The organism is Agrobacterium sp. YIC 4121 (genome assembly GCF_002008205.1).
Taxonomy (GTDB): domain Bacteria; phylum Pseudomonadota; class Alphaproteobacteria; order Rhizobiales; family Rhizobiaceae; genus Agrobacterium; species Agrobacterium leguminum.
Genome location: NZ_MRDI01000006.1, coordinates 278,346 through 293,642, shown reverse-complemented (window position 1 = coordinate 293,642; position 15,297 = coordinate 278,346). Strand labels below are relative to the sequence as shown.

15 protein-coding genes are annotated in these 15,297 nt (G+C 60.0%); 2 read left to right on the top strand and 13 right to left on the bottom strand.

Going from position 1 to position 15,297, the window contains the following annotated elements; translation table 11 throughout:
• Positions 1 to 18 precede the first annotated feature (18 nt).
• The 7 genes from BTE54_RS10550 to BTE54_RS10520 all read right to left on the bottom strand — a co-directional run bounded on the left by BTE54_RS10550 (position 19) and on the right by BTE54_RS10520 (position 7,986).
• Positions 19 to 429: a F0F1 ATP synthase subunit epsilon gene (locus BTE54_RS10550; protein WP_003492358.1), complete on the bottom strand. Its 411-nt coding sequence runs from the start codon at positions 427 to 429 to the stop codon at positions 19 to 21.
• 130 nt (positions 430 to 559) lie between these two features.
• Positions 560 to 2,014 (bottom strand): F0F1 ATP synthase subunit beta, encoded by a 1,455-nt coding sequence (gene atpD, locus BTE54_RS10545; RefSeq protein WP_078052385.1) that lies wholly within the window; start codon positions 2,012 to 2,014, stop codon positions 560 to 562.
• Positions 2,015 to 2,037: 23 nt separating this feature from the next.
• Positions 2,038 to 2,916: a F0F1 ATP synthase subunit gamma gene (locus BTE54_RS10540; protein ID WP_035263533.1), complete on the bottom strand. Its 879-nt coding sequence runs from the start codon at positions 2,914 to 2,916 to the stop codon at positions 2,038 to 2,040.
• Between the two features lie 30 nt (positions 2,917 to 2,946).
• A complete protein-coding gene (gene atpA, locus BTE54_RS10535; protein ID WP_004443771.1) occupies positions 2,947 to 4,476 on the bottom strand; it encodes a F0F1 ATP synthase subunit alpha in 1,530 nt (509 codons plus the stop codon).
• The gene (locus tag BTE54_RS10530; protein ID WP_170988551.1) at positions 4,476 to 5,042 is read right to left on the bottom strand and encodes a F0F1 ATP synthase subunit delta; all 567 of its coding nucleotides are present in this window, start codon (positions 5,040 to 5,042) and stop codon (positions 4,476 to 4,478) included. The genes atpA and BTE54_RS10530 overlap by 1 nt, the downstream gene beginning before the upstream one ends.
• Before the next feature lie 261 nt (positions 5,043 to 5,303).
• Positions 5,304 to 5,690: a phage infection protein gene (locus BTE54_RS10525; RefSeq protein WP_078052384.1), complete on the bottom strand. Its 387-nt coding sequence runs from the start codon at positions 5,688 to 5,690 to the stop codon at positions 5,304 to 5,306.
• 79 nt (positions 5,691 to 5,769) lie between these two features.
• Positions 5,770 to 7,986, bottom strand: a complete 2,217-nt coding sequence (locus BTE54_RS10520) for a primosomal protein N' (protein ID WP_078052383.1) — start codon at positions 7,984 to 7,986, stop codon at positions 5,770 to 5,772.
• 121 nt (positions 7,987 to 8,107) lie between these two features.
• Between BTE54_RS10520 and BTE54_RS10515 the strand changes: the two genes are divergently transcribed.
• Together BTE54_RS10515 and BTE54_RS10510 are read left to right on the top strand one after the other, a co-directional pair.
• Complete coding sequence (locus BTE54_RS10515; RefSeq protein WP_078052382.1) at positions 8,108 to 9,055, top strand: tyrosine recombinase XerC; 948 nt, start codon at positions 8,108 to 8,110, stop codon at positions 9,053 to 9,055.
• A gap of 80 nt (positions 9,056 to 9,135) precedes the next feature.
• Positions 9,136 to 10,233, top strand: coding sequence for a TraB/GumN family protein (locus tag BTE54_RS10510; RefSeq protein WP_078052381.1), 1,098 nt, complete (start codon positions 9,136 to 9,138; stop codon positions 10,231 to 10,233).
• On the opposite strand, the gene BTE54_RS10505 is transcribed toward BTE54_RS10510, so the two are convergent.
• From BTE54_RS10505 to odhB, 6 genes are all read right to left on the bottom strand, one after another.
• A complete protein-coding gene (locus BTE54_RS10505) occupies positions 10,217 to 10,705 on the bottom strand; it encodes a DUF2867 domain-containing protein (protein WP_078052380.1) in 489 nt (162 codons plus the stop codon). The two genes, BTE54_RS10510 and BTE54_RS10505, sit on opposite strands and share 17 nt — an antisense overlap.
• Positions 10,706 to 10,784: 79 nt before the next feature.
• Positions 10,785 to 11,285 carry a cytochrome b gene (locus tag BTE54_RS10500; RefSeq protein ID WP_078052379.1) on the bottom strand — a complete coding sequence of 167 codons (501 nt, stop codon included), beginning with the start codon at positions 11,283 to 11,285 and terminating at the stop codon, positions 10,785 to 10,787.
• A gap of 127 nt (positions 11,286 to 11,412) precedes the next feature.
• Positions 11,413 to 12,819 carry a dihydrolipoyl dehydrogenase gene (gene lpdA, locus BTE54_RS10495; protein WP_078052378.1) on the bottom strand — a complete coding sequence of 469 codons (1,407 nt, stop codon included), beginning with the start codon at positions 12,817 to 12,819 and terminating at the stop codon, positions 11,413 to 11,415.
• A gap of 66 nt (positions 12,820 to 12,885) precedes the next feature.
• On the bottom strand, positions 12,886 to 13,527 hold the full coding sequence (locus tag BTE54_RS10490) for a LysE family translocator (RefSeq protein WP_142779823.1): 642 nt from the start codon (positions 13,525 to 13,527) through the stop codon (positions 12,886 to 12,888).
• Positions 13,528 to 13,539: 12 nt separating this feature from the next.
• Positions 13,540 to 13,953 carry an MAPEG family protein gene (locus tag BTE54_RS10485; RefSeq protein ID WP_065656958.1) on the bottom strand — a complete coding sequence of 138 codons (414 nt, stop codon included), beginning with the start codon at positions 13,951 to 13,953 and terminating at the stop codon, positions 13,540 to 13,542.
• 70 nt (positions 13,954 to 14,023) lie between these two features.
• Positions 14,024 to 15,256 (bottom strand): 2-oxoglutarate dehydrogenase complex dihydrolipoyllysine-residue succinyltransferase, encoded by a 1,233-nt coding sequence (gene odhB / locus BTE54_RS10480; RefSeq protein ID WP_035263525.1) that lies wholly within the window; start codon positions 15,254 to 15,256, stop codon positions 14,024 to 14,026.
• Positions 15,257 to 15,297 lie beyond the last annotated feature (41 nt).

The window sequence follows — 15,297 nt, the reverse complement described above, 5'->3', positions numbered from 1 at the left end:
CGAACCCGCCCGGTGCTTTCAAGCAGCGACGAGAACCTCATGCAGGTTCGTCAGTTCATAAAGATGCTTTTCAAGCTTGGTCAGGTGTTCGTGGTGATGATTGCCCTCTTCGATTTCGGCCTTGGCCGCATCGATACGCTTCTGCAGCGTGTCGGGGGACATGTCATCGGCCGAAACGGCGGATTCGGCGAGAAGCGTGCAGCCGGTCGGCAGAATATCGGCAAAACCACCGAAGACGACATATTTATGCGTCTCGCCGGAAGCGAACTTCACCGTTACTAGGCCCGGCTTGATCGTGGTCATCGTCGGCGCATGATTGGCCAGAACGGTCATTTCACCCAGCGTAGCCGGGATGACGACTTCCGTAACCGTTTCGGAAACGAGCAGACGCTCCGGGGAAACGAGATCGAATTTGAAACTGTCAGCCATGGCTATTCACTTCTTTTCAATTACGCGGGCGTCACGGACTTGTCTTTTACAACGCGGGCGAAAGCCGTTCCGGTTCGCCACCATTGTCGGCAGGGCGCGCGGCTAAAGCCACGCGCCCGCCAATTCATGATCAGGCAGCCTCGGCAGCCAGCTTCTTTGCCTTTTCGATGGCTTCTTCCATCGAGCCGACCATGTAGAAAGCAGCTTCCGGCAGGTTGTCATACTCGCCGTTGACCAGGCCCTTGAAGCCCTTGATCGTGTCTTCGAGAGCGACCAGCTTGCCTGGCGAACCGGTGAAGACTTCAGCAACGAAGAACGGCTGCGACAGGAAACGCTCGATCTTGCGGGCGCGGGCAACCGTCAGCTTGTCTTCTTCCGACAGTTCGTCCATGCCGAGGATGGCGATGATGTCCTGGAGAGCCTTGTAGCGCTGCAGGGTCGACTGAACCTTACGAGCCACTTCATAGTGCTCTTCGCCGACGATCATCGGGTCAAGCATACGCGAGGTGGAGTCGAGCGGGTCAACAGCCGGGTAGATACCCTTTTCAGCGATCGAACGCGACAGAACCGTCGTTGCGTCAAGGTGGGCGAACGAGGTGGCAGGTGCCGGGTCGGTCAAGTCGTCGGCGGGAACGTAAATGGCCTGAACCGAGGTGATCGAACCCTTGGTCGTGGTGGTGATGCGTTCCTGCATCTGGCCCATGTCGGTTGCGAGCGTCGGCTGGTAGCCCACGGCCGAAGGAATACGACCGAGCAGAGCCGACACTTCCGAACCAGCCTGCGTGAAGCGGAAAATGTTGTCCACGAAGAACAGAACGTCCTGACCTTCGTCACGGAAGTTTTCAGCGATCGTCAGACCGGTCAGAGCGACACGGGCGCGGGCGCCCGGCGGTTCGTTCATCTGGCCGTAAACGAGTGCTGCCTTGGAGCCTTCGCCGCCGCCGAGCTTGTTGACGTTCGACTCGATCATTTCGTGATAGAGGTCGTTACCTTCACGGGTACGCTCACCAACACCGGCGAATACCGAGTAACCGCCGTGCGCCTTGGCGACGTTGTTGATCAGTTCCATGATGAGAACCGTCTTGCCAACGCCGGCGCCGCCGAACAGGCCGATCTTGCCGCCCTTGGCGTAAGGAGCCAGAAGGTCGACGACCTTGATGCCGGTGACGAGGATCTGCGCTTCGGTCGACTGTTCGACGTAAGCAGGAGCGTCCTGGTGGATCGCTCGCTTGGAAGCGGTAACGATCGGACCGGCTTCGTCAACCGGCTCGCCGATGACGTTCATGATACGGCCGAGCGTTTCCGGACCAACCGGAACGGAGATCGGTGCACCCGTGTTGACGACGCCCTGACCGCGAACCAGACCTTCGGTCGAGTCCATGGCGATGGTGCGAACGACGTTTTCGCCGAGATGCTGCGCGACTTCCAGAACGAGGCGGCTGCCATTGTTCTCGGTTTCGAGCGCGTTCAGGATCGGAGGCAGTTCGCCTTCGAACGCCACGTCGACAACAGCGCCGATAACCTGGGTAACCTTGCCCGCGCCGTTCACCGCTGCGGTTTTCTTGGGGGTAGCTGCCTTAGCCATTATCCTTACCCTCTTTCCTTACCTCAGAGCGCTTCCGCGCCCGAAATGATTTCAATGAGTTCCTTGGTGATCTGAGCCTGACGCTGACGGTTGTAGGACAGCGTCAGCTTGTTGATCATCTCACCGGCATTGCGCGTTGCATTGTCCATCGCGCTCATCTTGGCGCCCATTTCACCAGCAACGTTTTCGAGCAGAGCCCGGAAAACCTGAACCGAAATGTTGCGCGGAATAAGGTCTTCCAGAATAGAAGCCGCATCCGGCTCATATTCGTAGACGGCGTTCTGCGTTGCGGCATCCTCTTCCACAACAGGCGTTGCGGCCGGAATGAGCTGCAGACCGGTCGGGATCTGGCTGATGACGGACTTGAATTCCGAGTAGATCAGCGTGCAGACATCGAACTCACCGGCGTTGAAGAGCGAGATCACCTTCTTGGCGATCTGGTCGGCGTTTTCAAAACCGACCTTCTTCACGTCGCGCAGTTCGATGCGCTCGATGATGTTGGCTGCAAATTCGCGGCGAAGGCTGTCGTAACCCTTCTTGCCAACCGTGATGATCTTGACCGTCTTGCCTTCCGAAATCAGCTTGCGGGCGTGATCGCGGGCAAAACGGGAAATCTGCGAGTTGAAACCGCCGCAAAGGCCACGTTCAGCCGTGCAGACGACGAGCAGGTGCACGTCGTCCTTGCCGGTGCCGGTCATCAGCGCCGGAGCAACGTCCGCCTCGACCGCCTTGGCGATGTTGGCGAGAACGGCGCTCATGCGCTGAGAATAAGGCCGGGCGGCCTCCGCAGCTTCCTGGGCGCGCCGAAGCTTCGCCGCGGCGACCATTTTCATCGCCTTGGTAATCTTCTGCGTCGCCTTTACGGAGGCAATGCGGTTTTTCAGATCCTTTAGTGAAGGCATCCGTTATCCGTCCGAGTAAAAGAGCCCTGATTACGAGAAAGACTTTGCGAAGCTATCAAGAGCGCCCTTGAGCTTGCCCTTGGTATCGTCGCTGATAGCCTTTTCCGTGCGGATGGTGTCGAGGATCGCCTTGCCTTCCGAGCGTAGGTAGGAAAGCAGACCCTGCTCGAACTTGCCGACCTGTGCGACCGGAACCTTGTCGAGGTAGCCGTTGACACCGGCGAAGATCACCGCAACCTGCTCTTCCGTCTTGAGCGGAGAGAACTGCGGCTGCTTCAGAAGCTCCGTCAGGCGGGCGCCGCGGTTGAGCAGGCGCTGCGTGGAAGCGTCGAGGTCCGAACCGAACTGGGCGAAGGCGGCCATTTCGCGGTACTGGGCGAGTTCACCCTTGATCGAGCCGGCAACCTGCTTCATCGCCTTGATCTGGGCGGCGGAGCCAACGCGCGAAACCGACAGACCGACGTTAACGGCCGGGCGGATACCCTGATAGAACAGGTCGGTTTCAAGGAAGATCTGGCCGTCGGTGATCGAGATCACGTTGGTCGGAATAAAGGCCGAAACGTCGTTACCCTGCGTTTCGATAACCGGCAGAGCCGTCAGCGAACCGGCGCCCATTTCGTCGGAGAGCTTTGCAGCGCGCTCGAGAAGACGGGAATGGAGGTAGAAAACGTCGCCCGGATAAGCTTCGCGGCCCGGAGGACGGCGCAGCAGAAGCGACATCTGACGATAGGCAACGGCCTGCTTGGAAAGGTCGTCGTAGCCGATGAGAGCGTGCTTGCCGTTGTCACGGAAGTACTCACCCATGGCGCAGCCGGCGAAGGGAGCGAGGTACTGCATCGGAGCCGGATCGGAAGCGGTAGCAGCAACGATGATCGAATACTGCAGCGCGCCGCGCTCTTCCAGAACCTTCACGAACTGGGCGACGGTCGAACGCTTCTGACCGATAGCGACGTAGACGCAATAAAGCTTGTCGCCATCCGGGCCATTGTCGTGAATGGCCTTCTGGTTCAGGATCGTGTCGAGAATGATGGCGGTCTTGCCGGTCTGGCGGTCGCCGATGACCAGCTCGCGCTGGCCGCGGCCAACCGGGATGAGCGCGTCGATGGCCTTGAGGCCGGTCGACATCGGCTCATGAACCGACTTGCGCGGAATGATGCCGGGAGCCTTGACGTCAACGCGCGAACGCTTGGCGGCATTGATCGGGCCCTTGCCGTCGATCGGGTTGCCGAGCGCGTCAACGACGCGGCCGAGCAGTTCCGGACCGACCGGAACGTCAACGATAGCGCCAGTCCGCTTTACGGTGTCGCCTTCCTTGATGTCACGGTCCGAACCGAAGATAACCACACCGACGTTATCGGCTTCGAGGTTGAGCGCCATGCCGCGAATGCCGCCGGGAAACTCGACCATTTCGCCGGCCTGAACATTGTCGAGGCCATAGACGCGGGCGATACCGTCACCGACGGAAAGCACCTGACCGACTTCCGAGACTTCCGCCTCGTTGCCGAAATTTTTGATTTGATCTTTCAGAATTGCGGAAATTTCCGCGGCGCGGATATCCATCAGCCAACCTCTTTCAGTGCAAGCTTAAGGGTGGAAAGTTTGGTGCGAAGAGACGTATCGATCTGGCGGGAGCCGACCTTGACGATCAGACCACCGAGTATCGAGGGATCGACGGTAACGGAAACCGCCACATCCTTGCCGGTAACGCTCTTCAGCGCCGCCTTCAGTTCAGTTTCCTGCGCCTCGTCGAGCGCATGTGCCGAGGTAACCTCGGCGGTGATTTCGCCGCGGTGGGCAGCGGCAATGGTGCGGTAGGCGCGGATCATGCCGGGAACGGCAAAGAGACGGCGGTTATTCGCAACGACCTTGAGGAAATTGAGCGCGAGACCGGCAATGCCGGCCTTTTCGCAGATCGCGGTGATTGCCTTGAACTGATCCTCGGCGGAAAACACCGGGCTCGCAACCAGACGCTTCAAATCGTCGCTTTCGTCGAGAAGTGCGCCGAACTTATCCAGATCGGCCTGAACCGCTTCGACCGCACCCGCTTCCAAAGCAAGCTCGAAAAGCGACGACGCATACCTTTCCGCTACACCGGATGTTCCATGGGAGGTGTCTGCCACGGGCACTTTTTCCCTGCTAATCGTCCAAGACCATCAGCGATGGGGCTCCACCGCATCAAATTCTTGAAATCGTTTCAATTTCCCCGAAAAAGACCGGAATTCCCCCCTGCCTTTTCCCAATTTCGCGGTCCGTCTAGCATAGGACGCCGGGACTCGCAACACGCGTAATAGCGGAAAGCGCCGTTTGGGCAAGGGGGAATGCGTTTAAATTTTCCGATTTCGCCCAGGATGCGGCATCTGTGCGTCACAAAAGGCAAAAAGCCCGCTTCAGACCAGCCCGAACACGTAGCTCAACGACAGTGCAGCGAGCAGAAAGTGTACAACCAGAAGTAAGAAATTCCGCATGGTTGCGCCACCATCGGAGAGTATGGAGAGAATGCCGCCAAAGACACTGAGGCCGAAAGCCGCCCCAAAGGCGAGATAGACCATGGGCTGTGCGAGAAGCAGGGCGGCGGCGCCGAGACCGAGATAGAACCCGGCAAGCGACGAGCGCACGAGTACATAACCATCCCTGCGCTCACCCGCCGGCTGCAGACCGAAGGCACGCAGCGTAATACCCGGCGCAAACATGAAAAAAAGCCCCATCACGGCCGAAACCACCGCCGCTCCGAATGCCAGCTGCTCGCCGAACTCGGCGGGAAAATAAAACTCCATCTCGTTCCCCAAATCATTTTGACTGCCTGCTGCGTTATGACACGGTCATGACAGCGGGAAAACGCCCCGGCGGCAAAGTTCAAAGGAAACTTTGCGGGTCGATATCGAGCTGCACATGCACGCTGCCGCGCTCTTTCGGGCCATTGGCCAGAAGCGTGCGGAGAAAAGACTGCATGTCGGAATTGCGCCGCCCGTGCACCAGGAGGCGGAAACGGTGACGGCCACGGATCAGCGCGAGCGGCGCTTCCGCCGGGCCGAGCAGCATGATGCCGGTAACCTGCGGGGCTGCGGCCCTTAAACCCCGGGCATGGGTTTCGGCTTCCGCGCGCGTATCGGCGGAAACGATGATCGAGGCAAGCCGTCCGAAGGGAGGCAGAACGGCTTTTTCCCGCTCCACGATTTCCCGTTCGTAGAAGGCCGATGCATCGCCCGAAACGATGGCCTGCATGACGGGATGCTGCGGCTGATAGGTCTGCAACAGGCCATGGCTCTTCAACCCCGTTCGCCCGGCGCGTCCGGTCACCTGCGACAGCAGCTGGAACGTTCGCTCCGCTGCACGCGGATCGCCGTTGGCAAGGCCCAGATCGGCATCGACGATGCCCACAAGTGTCATCAGCGGAAAATTATGTCCCTTGGCGACGAGCTGCGTGCCAATCACGATATCGGCCTCGCCCTTTACGATCGCCTCCAGTTCCAGCCGCAGGCGTTTGACGCCCATGAGATCTGAAGAGAGCACGATGGTGCGGGCCTCAGGGAAATGTTTCTCCACCTCCTCAGCAATGCGCTCCACACCCGGCCCGCAGGCCACCAGATGATCGAAGGTGCCGCATTCCGGGCAATGATCGGGCGTCGGCTCGTTGTGGCCGCACTGGTGGCACTGCAATTGATTGCGGAACCGGTGCTCCACCAGCCAGCTGGAACATTGCGGGCATTGGAAACGGTGGCCGCAGACCCGGCAGAGCGTCAGCGGCGCATAACCGCGACGATTGAGGAACAGCAGCGCCTGCTCACCCTTTTCGATGGTCTTGCCAATGCCGCGCAGCAGGACGGGTGACAGAAACCCTCCCCTCTCCGGCGGATGACGCCGCATATCGACAAGATGCAGGTCAGGCATCGCCGCATCGCCGAACCGCGTATGCAGGTGAATAGTGTTGTAACGCCCCGAGCTGCCATTAACCTGGCTTTCCACCGAAGGCGTGGCCGAAACCAGCACGACCGGAAATTCGGCGATCCGCGCCCTCACCACCGCCATGTCGCGGGCATTATAGAAGACGCGGTCTTCCTGCTTATAGGCGGGGTCGTGCTCTTCATCGACGATGATGAGACCGAGATTGTCGAAGGGCAGGAAAAGCGCCGAGCGCGCGCCGGCCACCACCTTCACTTCGCCCGTCACCGCCTGCCGCCAGACTTTTTCGCGCATGCGCGGTGACAGGTCCGAATGCCATTCCGCCGGTTTCGCACCGAAACGGTCCTGAAAACGCTCAAGAAAGGCCGCCGTCAGCGCAATTTCGGGCAGCAGGATGAGGACCTGCTTGCCCTGCCGGAGCGTCTCGGCCACCGCCTCAAAATAGACCTCGGTTTTCCCAGAACCTGTGACGCCGTCGATCAGCGAAACATGAAAGCCGCCCTTGCGCACATCCTCGAGTATTTCCGAAGCGGCCTGTTTCTGCGGGCCTTCCAGACGCGGCTCGACATAATCAGGATCGGGTTCGGCCACGACAGACGGCGCCGGCAGAAACACCGTCTCGAATACGCCCTGCTTGACGAGACCATCGATTACGCTGGTCGAAACGCCGGCGGCATGGGCAAGCCCGCTCTTCGTCCAGCCATGCCCCTCTGCCGCCAGCTCCATCACCCTTTCGCGGGCGGGGGTCAGGCGCTCGGGCCGGCCTTCGGTCAGCCGCAGCCCCTCGATCATCGGTTCGGGATCGAAGGCCGCGGGGGCTCTGAGCGCCATGCGGGCCACGAGGCCGGGCGGAGAAAGCGTATAGGCGGCGACCCAGTCCACAAAGCGGCGCATTTCCGCCTTCAGCGGCGGGCACTCGAAACTTTTGGTGATGGGCCGCAGCTTCTTCGGATCGACGCCCTTCTCGCCCGCATCGTCCCACACCACGCCGAAGACTTGTCGGGGGCCGAGCGGTACCTGCACGACGGAACCGGTCTCCACCACCATATCCTCGGGCACCGAATAGCTGTAGGGCCCGGGCGCCGGCATGGGCACGAGAACGGGCACCGTGCGCGTGGGCGACGGCGGGTCGAACAGAGCCCCAAACAGATCGGACGAATCTTTTGCCATGATGTGGCGACCATGCCCCGGCGACAGGAAAAAGGAAACCGCCCGGATGTAGTGGGCGCGCCTTGCAAAGTCTACCTCTTAACCAAATGCTGACCATAAGCGCATAGTTTCGAAGCATGGAATGGAGCGCCGCGTGACCGAAATCCTGACATTTGCCCAAGCCGATCTTCTCGATGAGCGCCAGTCCTGGCTCTCCGCCCTCGCGGGCGAACGCCGGCTTTCGGACAATACCGTCGAGGCCTATGAGCGCGATACCCGGCAATTTCTGATATTCCTGACAGGATATATCGGCAAACCGGCCTCCATCACCGATATTGCCGATCTGCGTCCGGTCGATCTTCGCGCCTTTCTGGCAAACCGGCGCAAGGAAGGCGCCGGCGCACGTTCGCTGGGCAGGCATCTGGCAGGCCTGCGCTCCCTGCTCCATCACCTGCAGAAAAAAGGTCTGGTGAACGCCGCAGGCGCCACCGCCATGCGCGCGCCCAAACAGCCGAAATCGCTACCGAAACCGCTGACCGACCGGCAGGCGCTGAAAATCACCACGAGTGAAGCGCAATTGAACGACGAACCATGGATCGCCGCCCGCAATGCCGCGGTTCTTTCACTGCTTTATGGCTGCGGCCTTCGCATTTCCGAGGCGCTCGGTCTTACCCCGGCCGATTTCCCGCCCGGCGCCCGCAGCCTGCGCATTACCGGCAAAGGCAACAAGACGCGGATTGTGCCCCTGCTGGCGGTGGTGACGGAAGCCGTCGATACCTACAGGAAGCTTTGCCCCTATGCCCTGTCGGCGGATGAGCCCATGTTCCTCGGCGCACGCGGCGGAAAGCTGCAGCCCGCCATCGTCCAGAGGGAAATGCAGAAACTGCGCGGCGCTTTCGGCCTGCCGGAAAACGCCACGCCGCATGCGCTGCGCCACTCCTTCGCCACGCACCTTCTCGCCGGCGGCGGCGACCTGCGCACGATTCAGGAACTGCTCGGCCATGCGAGCCTATCCACTACGCAGGTTTATACCGGGGTCGACACTACGAGACTGCTGGAAATCTACGACAACGCCCATCCGCGCGCATGAAGCAGGAAATGGTTAACCATAATAATTAACCAGACATCCAAGCCGCCGTTCTATAAGCGAACGACAACCGGATTGGACCGATGCACAGCCTGATAAAACCGCAAAATCTCACCGCCACCCTGATGGGCAAGACCGGCGACGCCCTGCTGTGGCTGCTTGCCGCCCTGCATGTCACCGCCGTCGCAATCCTGCTCATGACCTTGCTTTCGCTGGGGCAAGCGGAAGCCGCGCAACAGCAGATCACCTGCACCGGCAGTGACATTCTCGTGGAGATGCGCAAGACCGATCCGCAAGCCTTCGCAAAGATCGAGCAGGAAGCGGCCGCGATCCCGAACGGCAAGGGCAATTTCTGGCGCATCGAAAAGGCGGGAACGCCCACGTCCTATCTTCTCGGCACCATGCATGTCACCGATCCGCGTGTTCTGGAAATGCCTGCCGCCGCCAGCCCCGCTTTCGAAAAAGCCGCGACGGTGATCGTTGAATCGGACGAAATCGTCGATGACAAGAAGGTCGCGGCGTCGCTGCTGAGCAAGCCCGAACTCACCATGTTTCTGGATGGCAAATCGATCACCGACATCCTGTCGCCGGAAAATGTCGCGCGTCTGGAAAAGGGCCTCAAGGAGCGCGGTATTCCGCTGAACGCCGTATCACGCATGAAACCGTGGATGCTTTCGAGCTTCGTCGCCCTTCCCGCCTGTGAGTTCGCCCGCAAGGCAACAGGCCTCTCCTTTCTGGACAAGAAGCTGGCCGAAGATGCCATTGCAGACGGAAAACACCTTGTCGGGCTGGAGACAATGGTGGAACAGCTGACGGCCATGTCGGAGCTGCCGATGGAATTTCATCTTCAGGCGCTGATCGAAACGCTCGAACTGGGCGACCGCATGGATGACATCATGACAACCATGACCGATCTCTATGTCGCCGGCGATATCGGCATGACCATGCCCATGCTGAAGAGCCTGGACCCCAAGAAGGCCGCAGCGGAAAGCGAACAGGGCTACGCCGCCTTCGAGCAGCGTATCATCACCGACCGCAACCACGTCATGGCGGAACGTGCGGCCCCCGAGCTTGCCAGGGGCAATGTCTTCATGGCCGTCGGTGCACTGCATTTGCCGGGCGAGGAAGGCCTTGTCGAATTGCTGCGCGCGGAAGGCTTCACCCTCACGCGGGTCGATTGACCGGCTCACTCCCGATGCTGACAGGCCGGACATTGGCGCAGAACGGCCGCATCGTCACCGGCACGATGCGGCGGTGAAACGGTCCGACGACAAGAAGATAAAGCCGCCCAAACAGGTTCTTGCGCCTGACGATGGTGGTGACACTCACCAGCTGGCTGTTTTCCTTCTCTTCGAGATCGAAGACGATCCGGAAATCAAGATGGCGGTCGTCGAAGCCGAGCACAGTCCGCTGTGGCGTGGAGGACAGGACTGGAAAACCACCCGCCGACGTCCCAGCCACCATTTCGACCGTTCTTAAACCGAAAAGCGCCACCACGCGGTTTCGAAGTGCCATAAGGCTGCGGATCCATGCAGGAGGATGATGGAGAAGGAGCCTGCTCACATCGAGTGCGGACGGCTCCGGCGTCACCATCTCTCCCTGATAGCGATCCTGCCAGTCTGCGCCCGGTAATATGTCTTCGATATCCTGCATTCCTGAACCCCGGCCGCGCCATGCGGCAGGGGCCACCTTCCTCTTTTTCCGAGAAACCGGAAACGCGACAAACCGCCGCTTAGCCGTGCGTCATGCGCTTCAGGACATTGGTGCGCCAGTAGAACTGGTGAACCAGAACGGCGACGACGTGACCGGCGATCAACACCCACATCAGCGCCTTGAAGGGTCCGGAATGCAACTGCCCGGCCGGCTGAGCGCCGAAGTAATAAGCGGCAATACCAGACAGGGGCAGGACGAGGAACAGGGCATAAAAGGTGAAATGCGCCACCTTCGCCGCAATCTGAAACGGTCGCGGTTCTTCGGCGGGATGCGGCGGCACGCCCTGGAAGAAGCGTAGACAGAGGCGCAGCACCGCAAGCAACAGAATGGTGAAGCCGACATAGGCGTGAATATTGGCCGAAGATACCTGTTCCGGCGTCAGTGTTTCGCCCCGCCGCATCAGCCGGTAGGCATGTTCCATCCCATCGGGAAACAACAGGTTGAAGAAGATCAGAAGCGCCATCGCCCAATGGATGATGCGTTGCGGAACGGTGAAGGAAACTTGACTTGGAAACGCCATTTTATTGCCTTTTATCAAAAGGTTAGACAGGCTGTGGCGCGAGTATGGAAAACCCCGGCCTGCATGGCAAGCCGGGGTTTGGCAGATGACTGAAATTTAATGTTGGAGCAGCGGGCTCCAACACCGATCACATGTGGATCGGCTTGAAGAAGGTCGCGAGCGCAGCTTCCTTCACGGCTTCCGACATGGTCGGATGCGCATGGCAGGTGCGGCCAAGATCTTCCGAAGAGCCGCCGAATTCCATTAGCACGGTGATTTCGTGGATCATTTCGCCAGCGCCGAAGCCGACGATGTGGCCGCCGAGAACCCGGTCGGTTTCCTTGTCGGCAAGGATCTTCACGAAACCATCCGTCACCTGCATGGCGCGGGCGCGGCCATTGGCGGTGAAGGGGAACTTGCCGACCTTGTAGGCGACGCCAGCGGCCTTCAGTTCTTCCTCGGTCTTGCCGACGGACGCGATTTCCGGCTGCGTATAGACCACAGCCGGAATGACGTCGTAATTCACATGGCCGCGCTGGCCGGCGAGGATTTCCGCGAGAGCAACGCCCTCGTCTTCCGCCTTGTGCGCCAGCATCGGGCCCTTCACCACGTCGCCGATCGCATAGATGCCATCGACATTGGTCTTGTAGTGACCGTCGATTTCAACGCGGCCGCGGCTGTCCAGCACGACGCCGGCTTCCGCAAGGCCGAGACCTTCGGTGTAGGGCTTGCGGCCGGTGGAGATCAGCACGACATTCGCTTCCAGCGTTTCGGCAGCGCCGCCCTTGACCGGCTCGAACACCACCTTTGCACCGGCAGCGGTCTTTTCAACGGCCGTCACCTTCGCGCCGAGCTTGAAATCGAGACCCTGCTTTGCGAGCAGACGCTGGGCCTGCTTGGAAACTTCGCCATCCATGCCGCCGAGAATATTGTCGAGATATTCAACGACAGTGACCTTCGCGCCGAGACGCGACCAGACCGAACCGAGCTCGAGGCCGATGACGCCGCCGCCGACAACGATGAGCTTTTCCGGAACCTTGGAAAGAGCGATCGCACCGGTGGAGGAGACGATGACGCTTTCATCGATATCGACCTGAACGCCCGGAATGCCGGCAACATCCGAACCGGTGGCGATGACGATGTTCTTAGCTTCGATGTCCTGCGTCTCACCCTTGTCGTTGGTGACGGAAACCTTGCCGGCGGAAACCACCTTGCCGGTGCCCTGGAAGGCATCGATCTTGTTCTTCTTGAACAGGAAGGAGACGCCGTCGACATTGGCCTTCACCACGCCGTCCTTATGGCCCATCATCTTTTCAAGATTAAGCTTGGGCGCGGCGACTTCGATACCGAGCGAATCGACACCATGGGCGACATGGGCGAAGGTTTCGGACGCGTGCAGCAGCGCCTTGGACGGGATGCAGCCGACATTGAGGCAGGTGCCGCCATAGGTCGCGCGCTTTTCGATGACAGCGACCTTCAGGCCGAGCTGTGCCGCCTTGACCGCGCAAACATAACCGCCGGGGCCGGTGCCGATTACAACTACATCATATGCCATATTCTGGTTCCTGCTTTATAGGGGCAAGATATCGGATCAATGCCCAGCTTCCGTTTGACCTGAAACTCAGGCCGCTTTTTCCGTTGCGAGTTTTATACCGAGAGCGATGAAGACCACACCGCTGGTGCGGTCGATCCATTGGCTGGCGCGCTGAAATGCGGCGCGCATGCGCGGCGTCGTCATGAACAGGCTGACACCGAAGAACCACAGGATAAGGCAGCTCGCCATGACGAGCCCGTATCCGAACTTGATGGCGACTGGCGTGTGAGCGTGAACCACCGTCGAAAAGATCGACAGGAAGAAAAACACCGGCTTGGGATTGAGTGCATTGGCGGCAAAACCGAGCGTAAAGGCCTTAAGCGCGGTCTGGCTGCTTTTCGCCTGAACGCCTTCACCTTCAGCGGCGGGCAATTCGGTCTTGCCGGCGCGCAGCGCCTTGATGCCGATATAGATCAGATAGGCGACACCCAGCCATTTGACGATGTTGAAGATATAGATCGACTGAGAAATGATGAGGCCAAGTCCGAGGATCGTATAGGTGACGTGGAACATCAGAGACGTCCCAACCCCGAAGCTGGTGATGATGGCCTGCTTGCGACCATGCACCATTGCCTGGCGCATCACCATAGCGAGATCAGCGCCGGGCGAGACGATCGCAAAGGAAAAGATCGCCATCAGGGATGCAAGTTCGATGAGATATTGATGCATCACGAGCCGCCTTCAAAACATCAGCACGATAAACATGAGTGCCAGACCAAGCATTGAGCCCAGCCAGACGAACGAGCGGATATAAGGAACGCCCGTAAGATAAAGCGGGATATAGACAACACGGCAGATCAGCCAGAGCCAGGCACCAATAAGCGCTAGCCCGGATGGGTCACCCGCCATGATAACGCCGAAGGCGAGTGCCACAAAAGCCGGATAGGTCTCCCGGAAATTCGCCGATGCGCGCGAAGCGCGACCGGAGAGCTTGCCCTGTGGCTTCTGCTCACCGTCCCTGGGACCCGCATTCCATTCACGACCCAACTCTCTGGTCGCCATCATCCCCTGTAACAGGACATGCACGACGAGAAGAAGAACGCTTAGACCGATAAGCGGTAAAAAAGGCGAAGCGGCAAGAAATGTCGGCTGCACGTCTGCTCTCCCGGGTGGTCTTTCAGCGGGGCCTCACTTGAAACCCCGCTGAAACGAAAAGCAAGACCGATTAAAGATCGAGAACCAGACGTTCCGGATCCTCGAGGCTTTCCTTGACGCGAACGAGGAAGGTCACGGCTTCCTTGCCGTCAACGATACGGTGATCGTAGGAGAGCGCAAGATACATCATCGGACGGATGACGACCTGACCGCCGATGGCGACCGGACGCTCCTGGATCTTGTGCATGCCGAGAATGCCCGACTGCGGTGCATTGAGGATCGGCGAGGACATCAGCGAACCGTAGACACCGCCATTGGTGATGGTGAAGGTGCCGCCCTGCATGTCGGCCATGCCGAGCGAACCGTCACGCGCCGCCTTGGCGAGGCGGCCGAGTTCCTTTTCGACACCCGCGATGGAGAGCTGGTCGGCATCACGGATGACCGGAACGACGAGGCCCTTGTCGGTGCCGACAGCCATGCCGACGTGACAATAGTTCTTGTAGATGATGTCCGTGCCGTCGATTTCAGCGTTGACGGCAGGCAGTTCCTTGAGCGCGTGAGTCACGGCCTTGGTGAAGAAGCCCATGAAGCCGAGCTTGACGCCATGCTTCTTCTCGAACACGTCCTTGTAGCGGTTGCGCAGATCCATGACCGCGCTCATGTCCACCTCGTTATAGGTGGTGAGCATGGCGGCGGTGTTCTGTGCGTCCTTCAGGCGACGGGCGATCGTCTGGCGCAGGCGGGTCATCTTCACGCGCTCTTCGCGAACGGCATCCTGCTCGGCGGAAACCGGACGGGGTGCAGCAGCCGGAGCGGGAGCGGCAGCCGGTGCCGAAACGCCCTTGGCGACAGCGGCAAGAACATCACCCTTCAGAACCTGACCGCGCTTGCCCGAACCGTCGACCTGATCGGCGGACAGGTTGTTTTCAGCAAGCAGCTTGCCGGCGGCAGGTGCGGGCGGCATGGAGCCGGTTGCCGGTGCGGCAACGGCGGCAGGTGCCGGTGCGGCAGCCGCAGCAGGCTTTGCCGGTTCTGCGGCAGGTGCGGAGGTCGCAGCGCCGGCAGCACCTTCGGCGATCTGGCCGAGAAGCGCGTCGAGACCGACGGTTTCGCCGTTCTGCGCAACGATTTCGGTGAGAACGCCGGACGCAGGCGCCGGGACTTCGACGGTAACCTTGTCGGTTTCCAATTCAACGAGAGGTTCGTCGGCCTTGACGGTGTCGCCGACCTTCTTGAACCAGGTGCCGACGGTCGCTTCGCTGACGGATTCGCCGAGGGTTGGTACGCGGATTTCAGTGGCCATGATCTAGTTCCGTTATTCAGGTGTCTTTTTTGCGGGGCGGT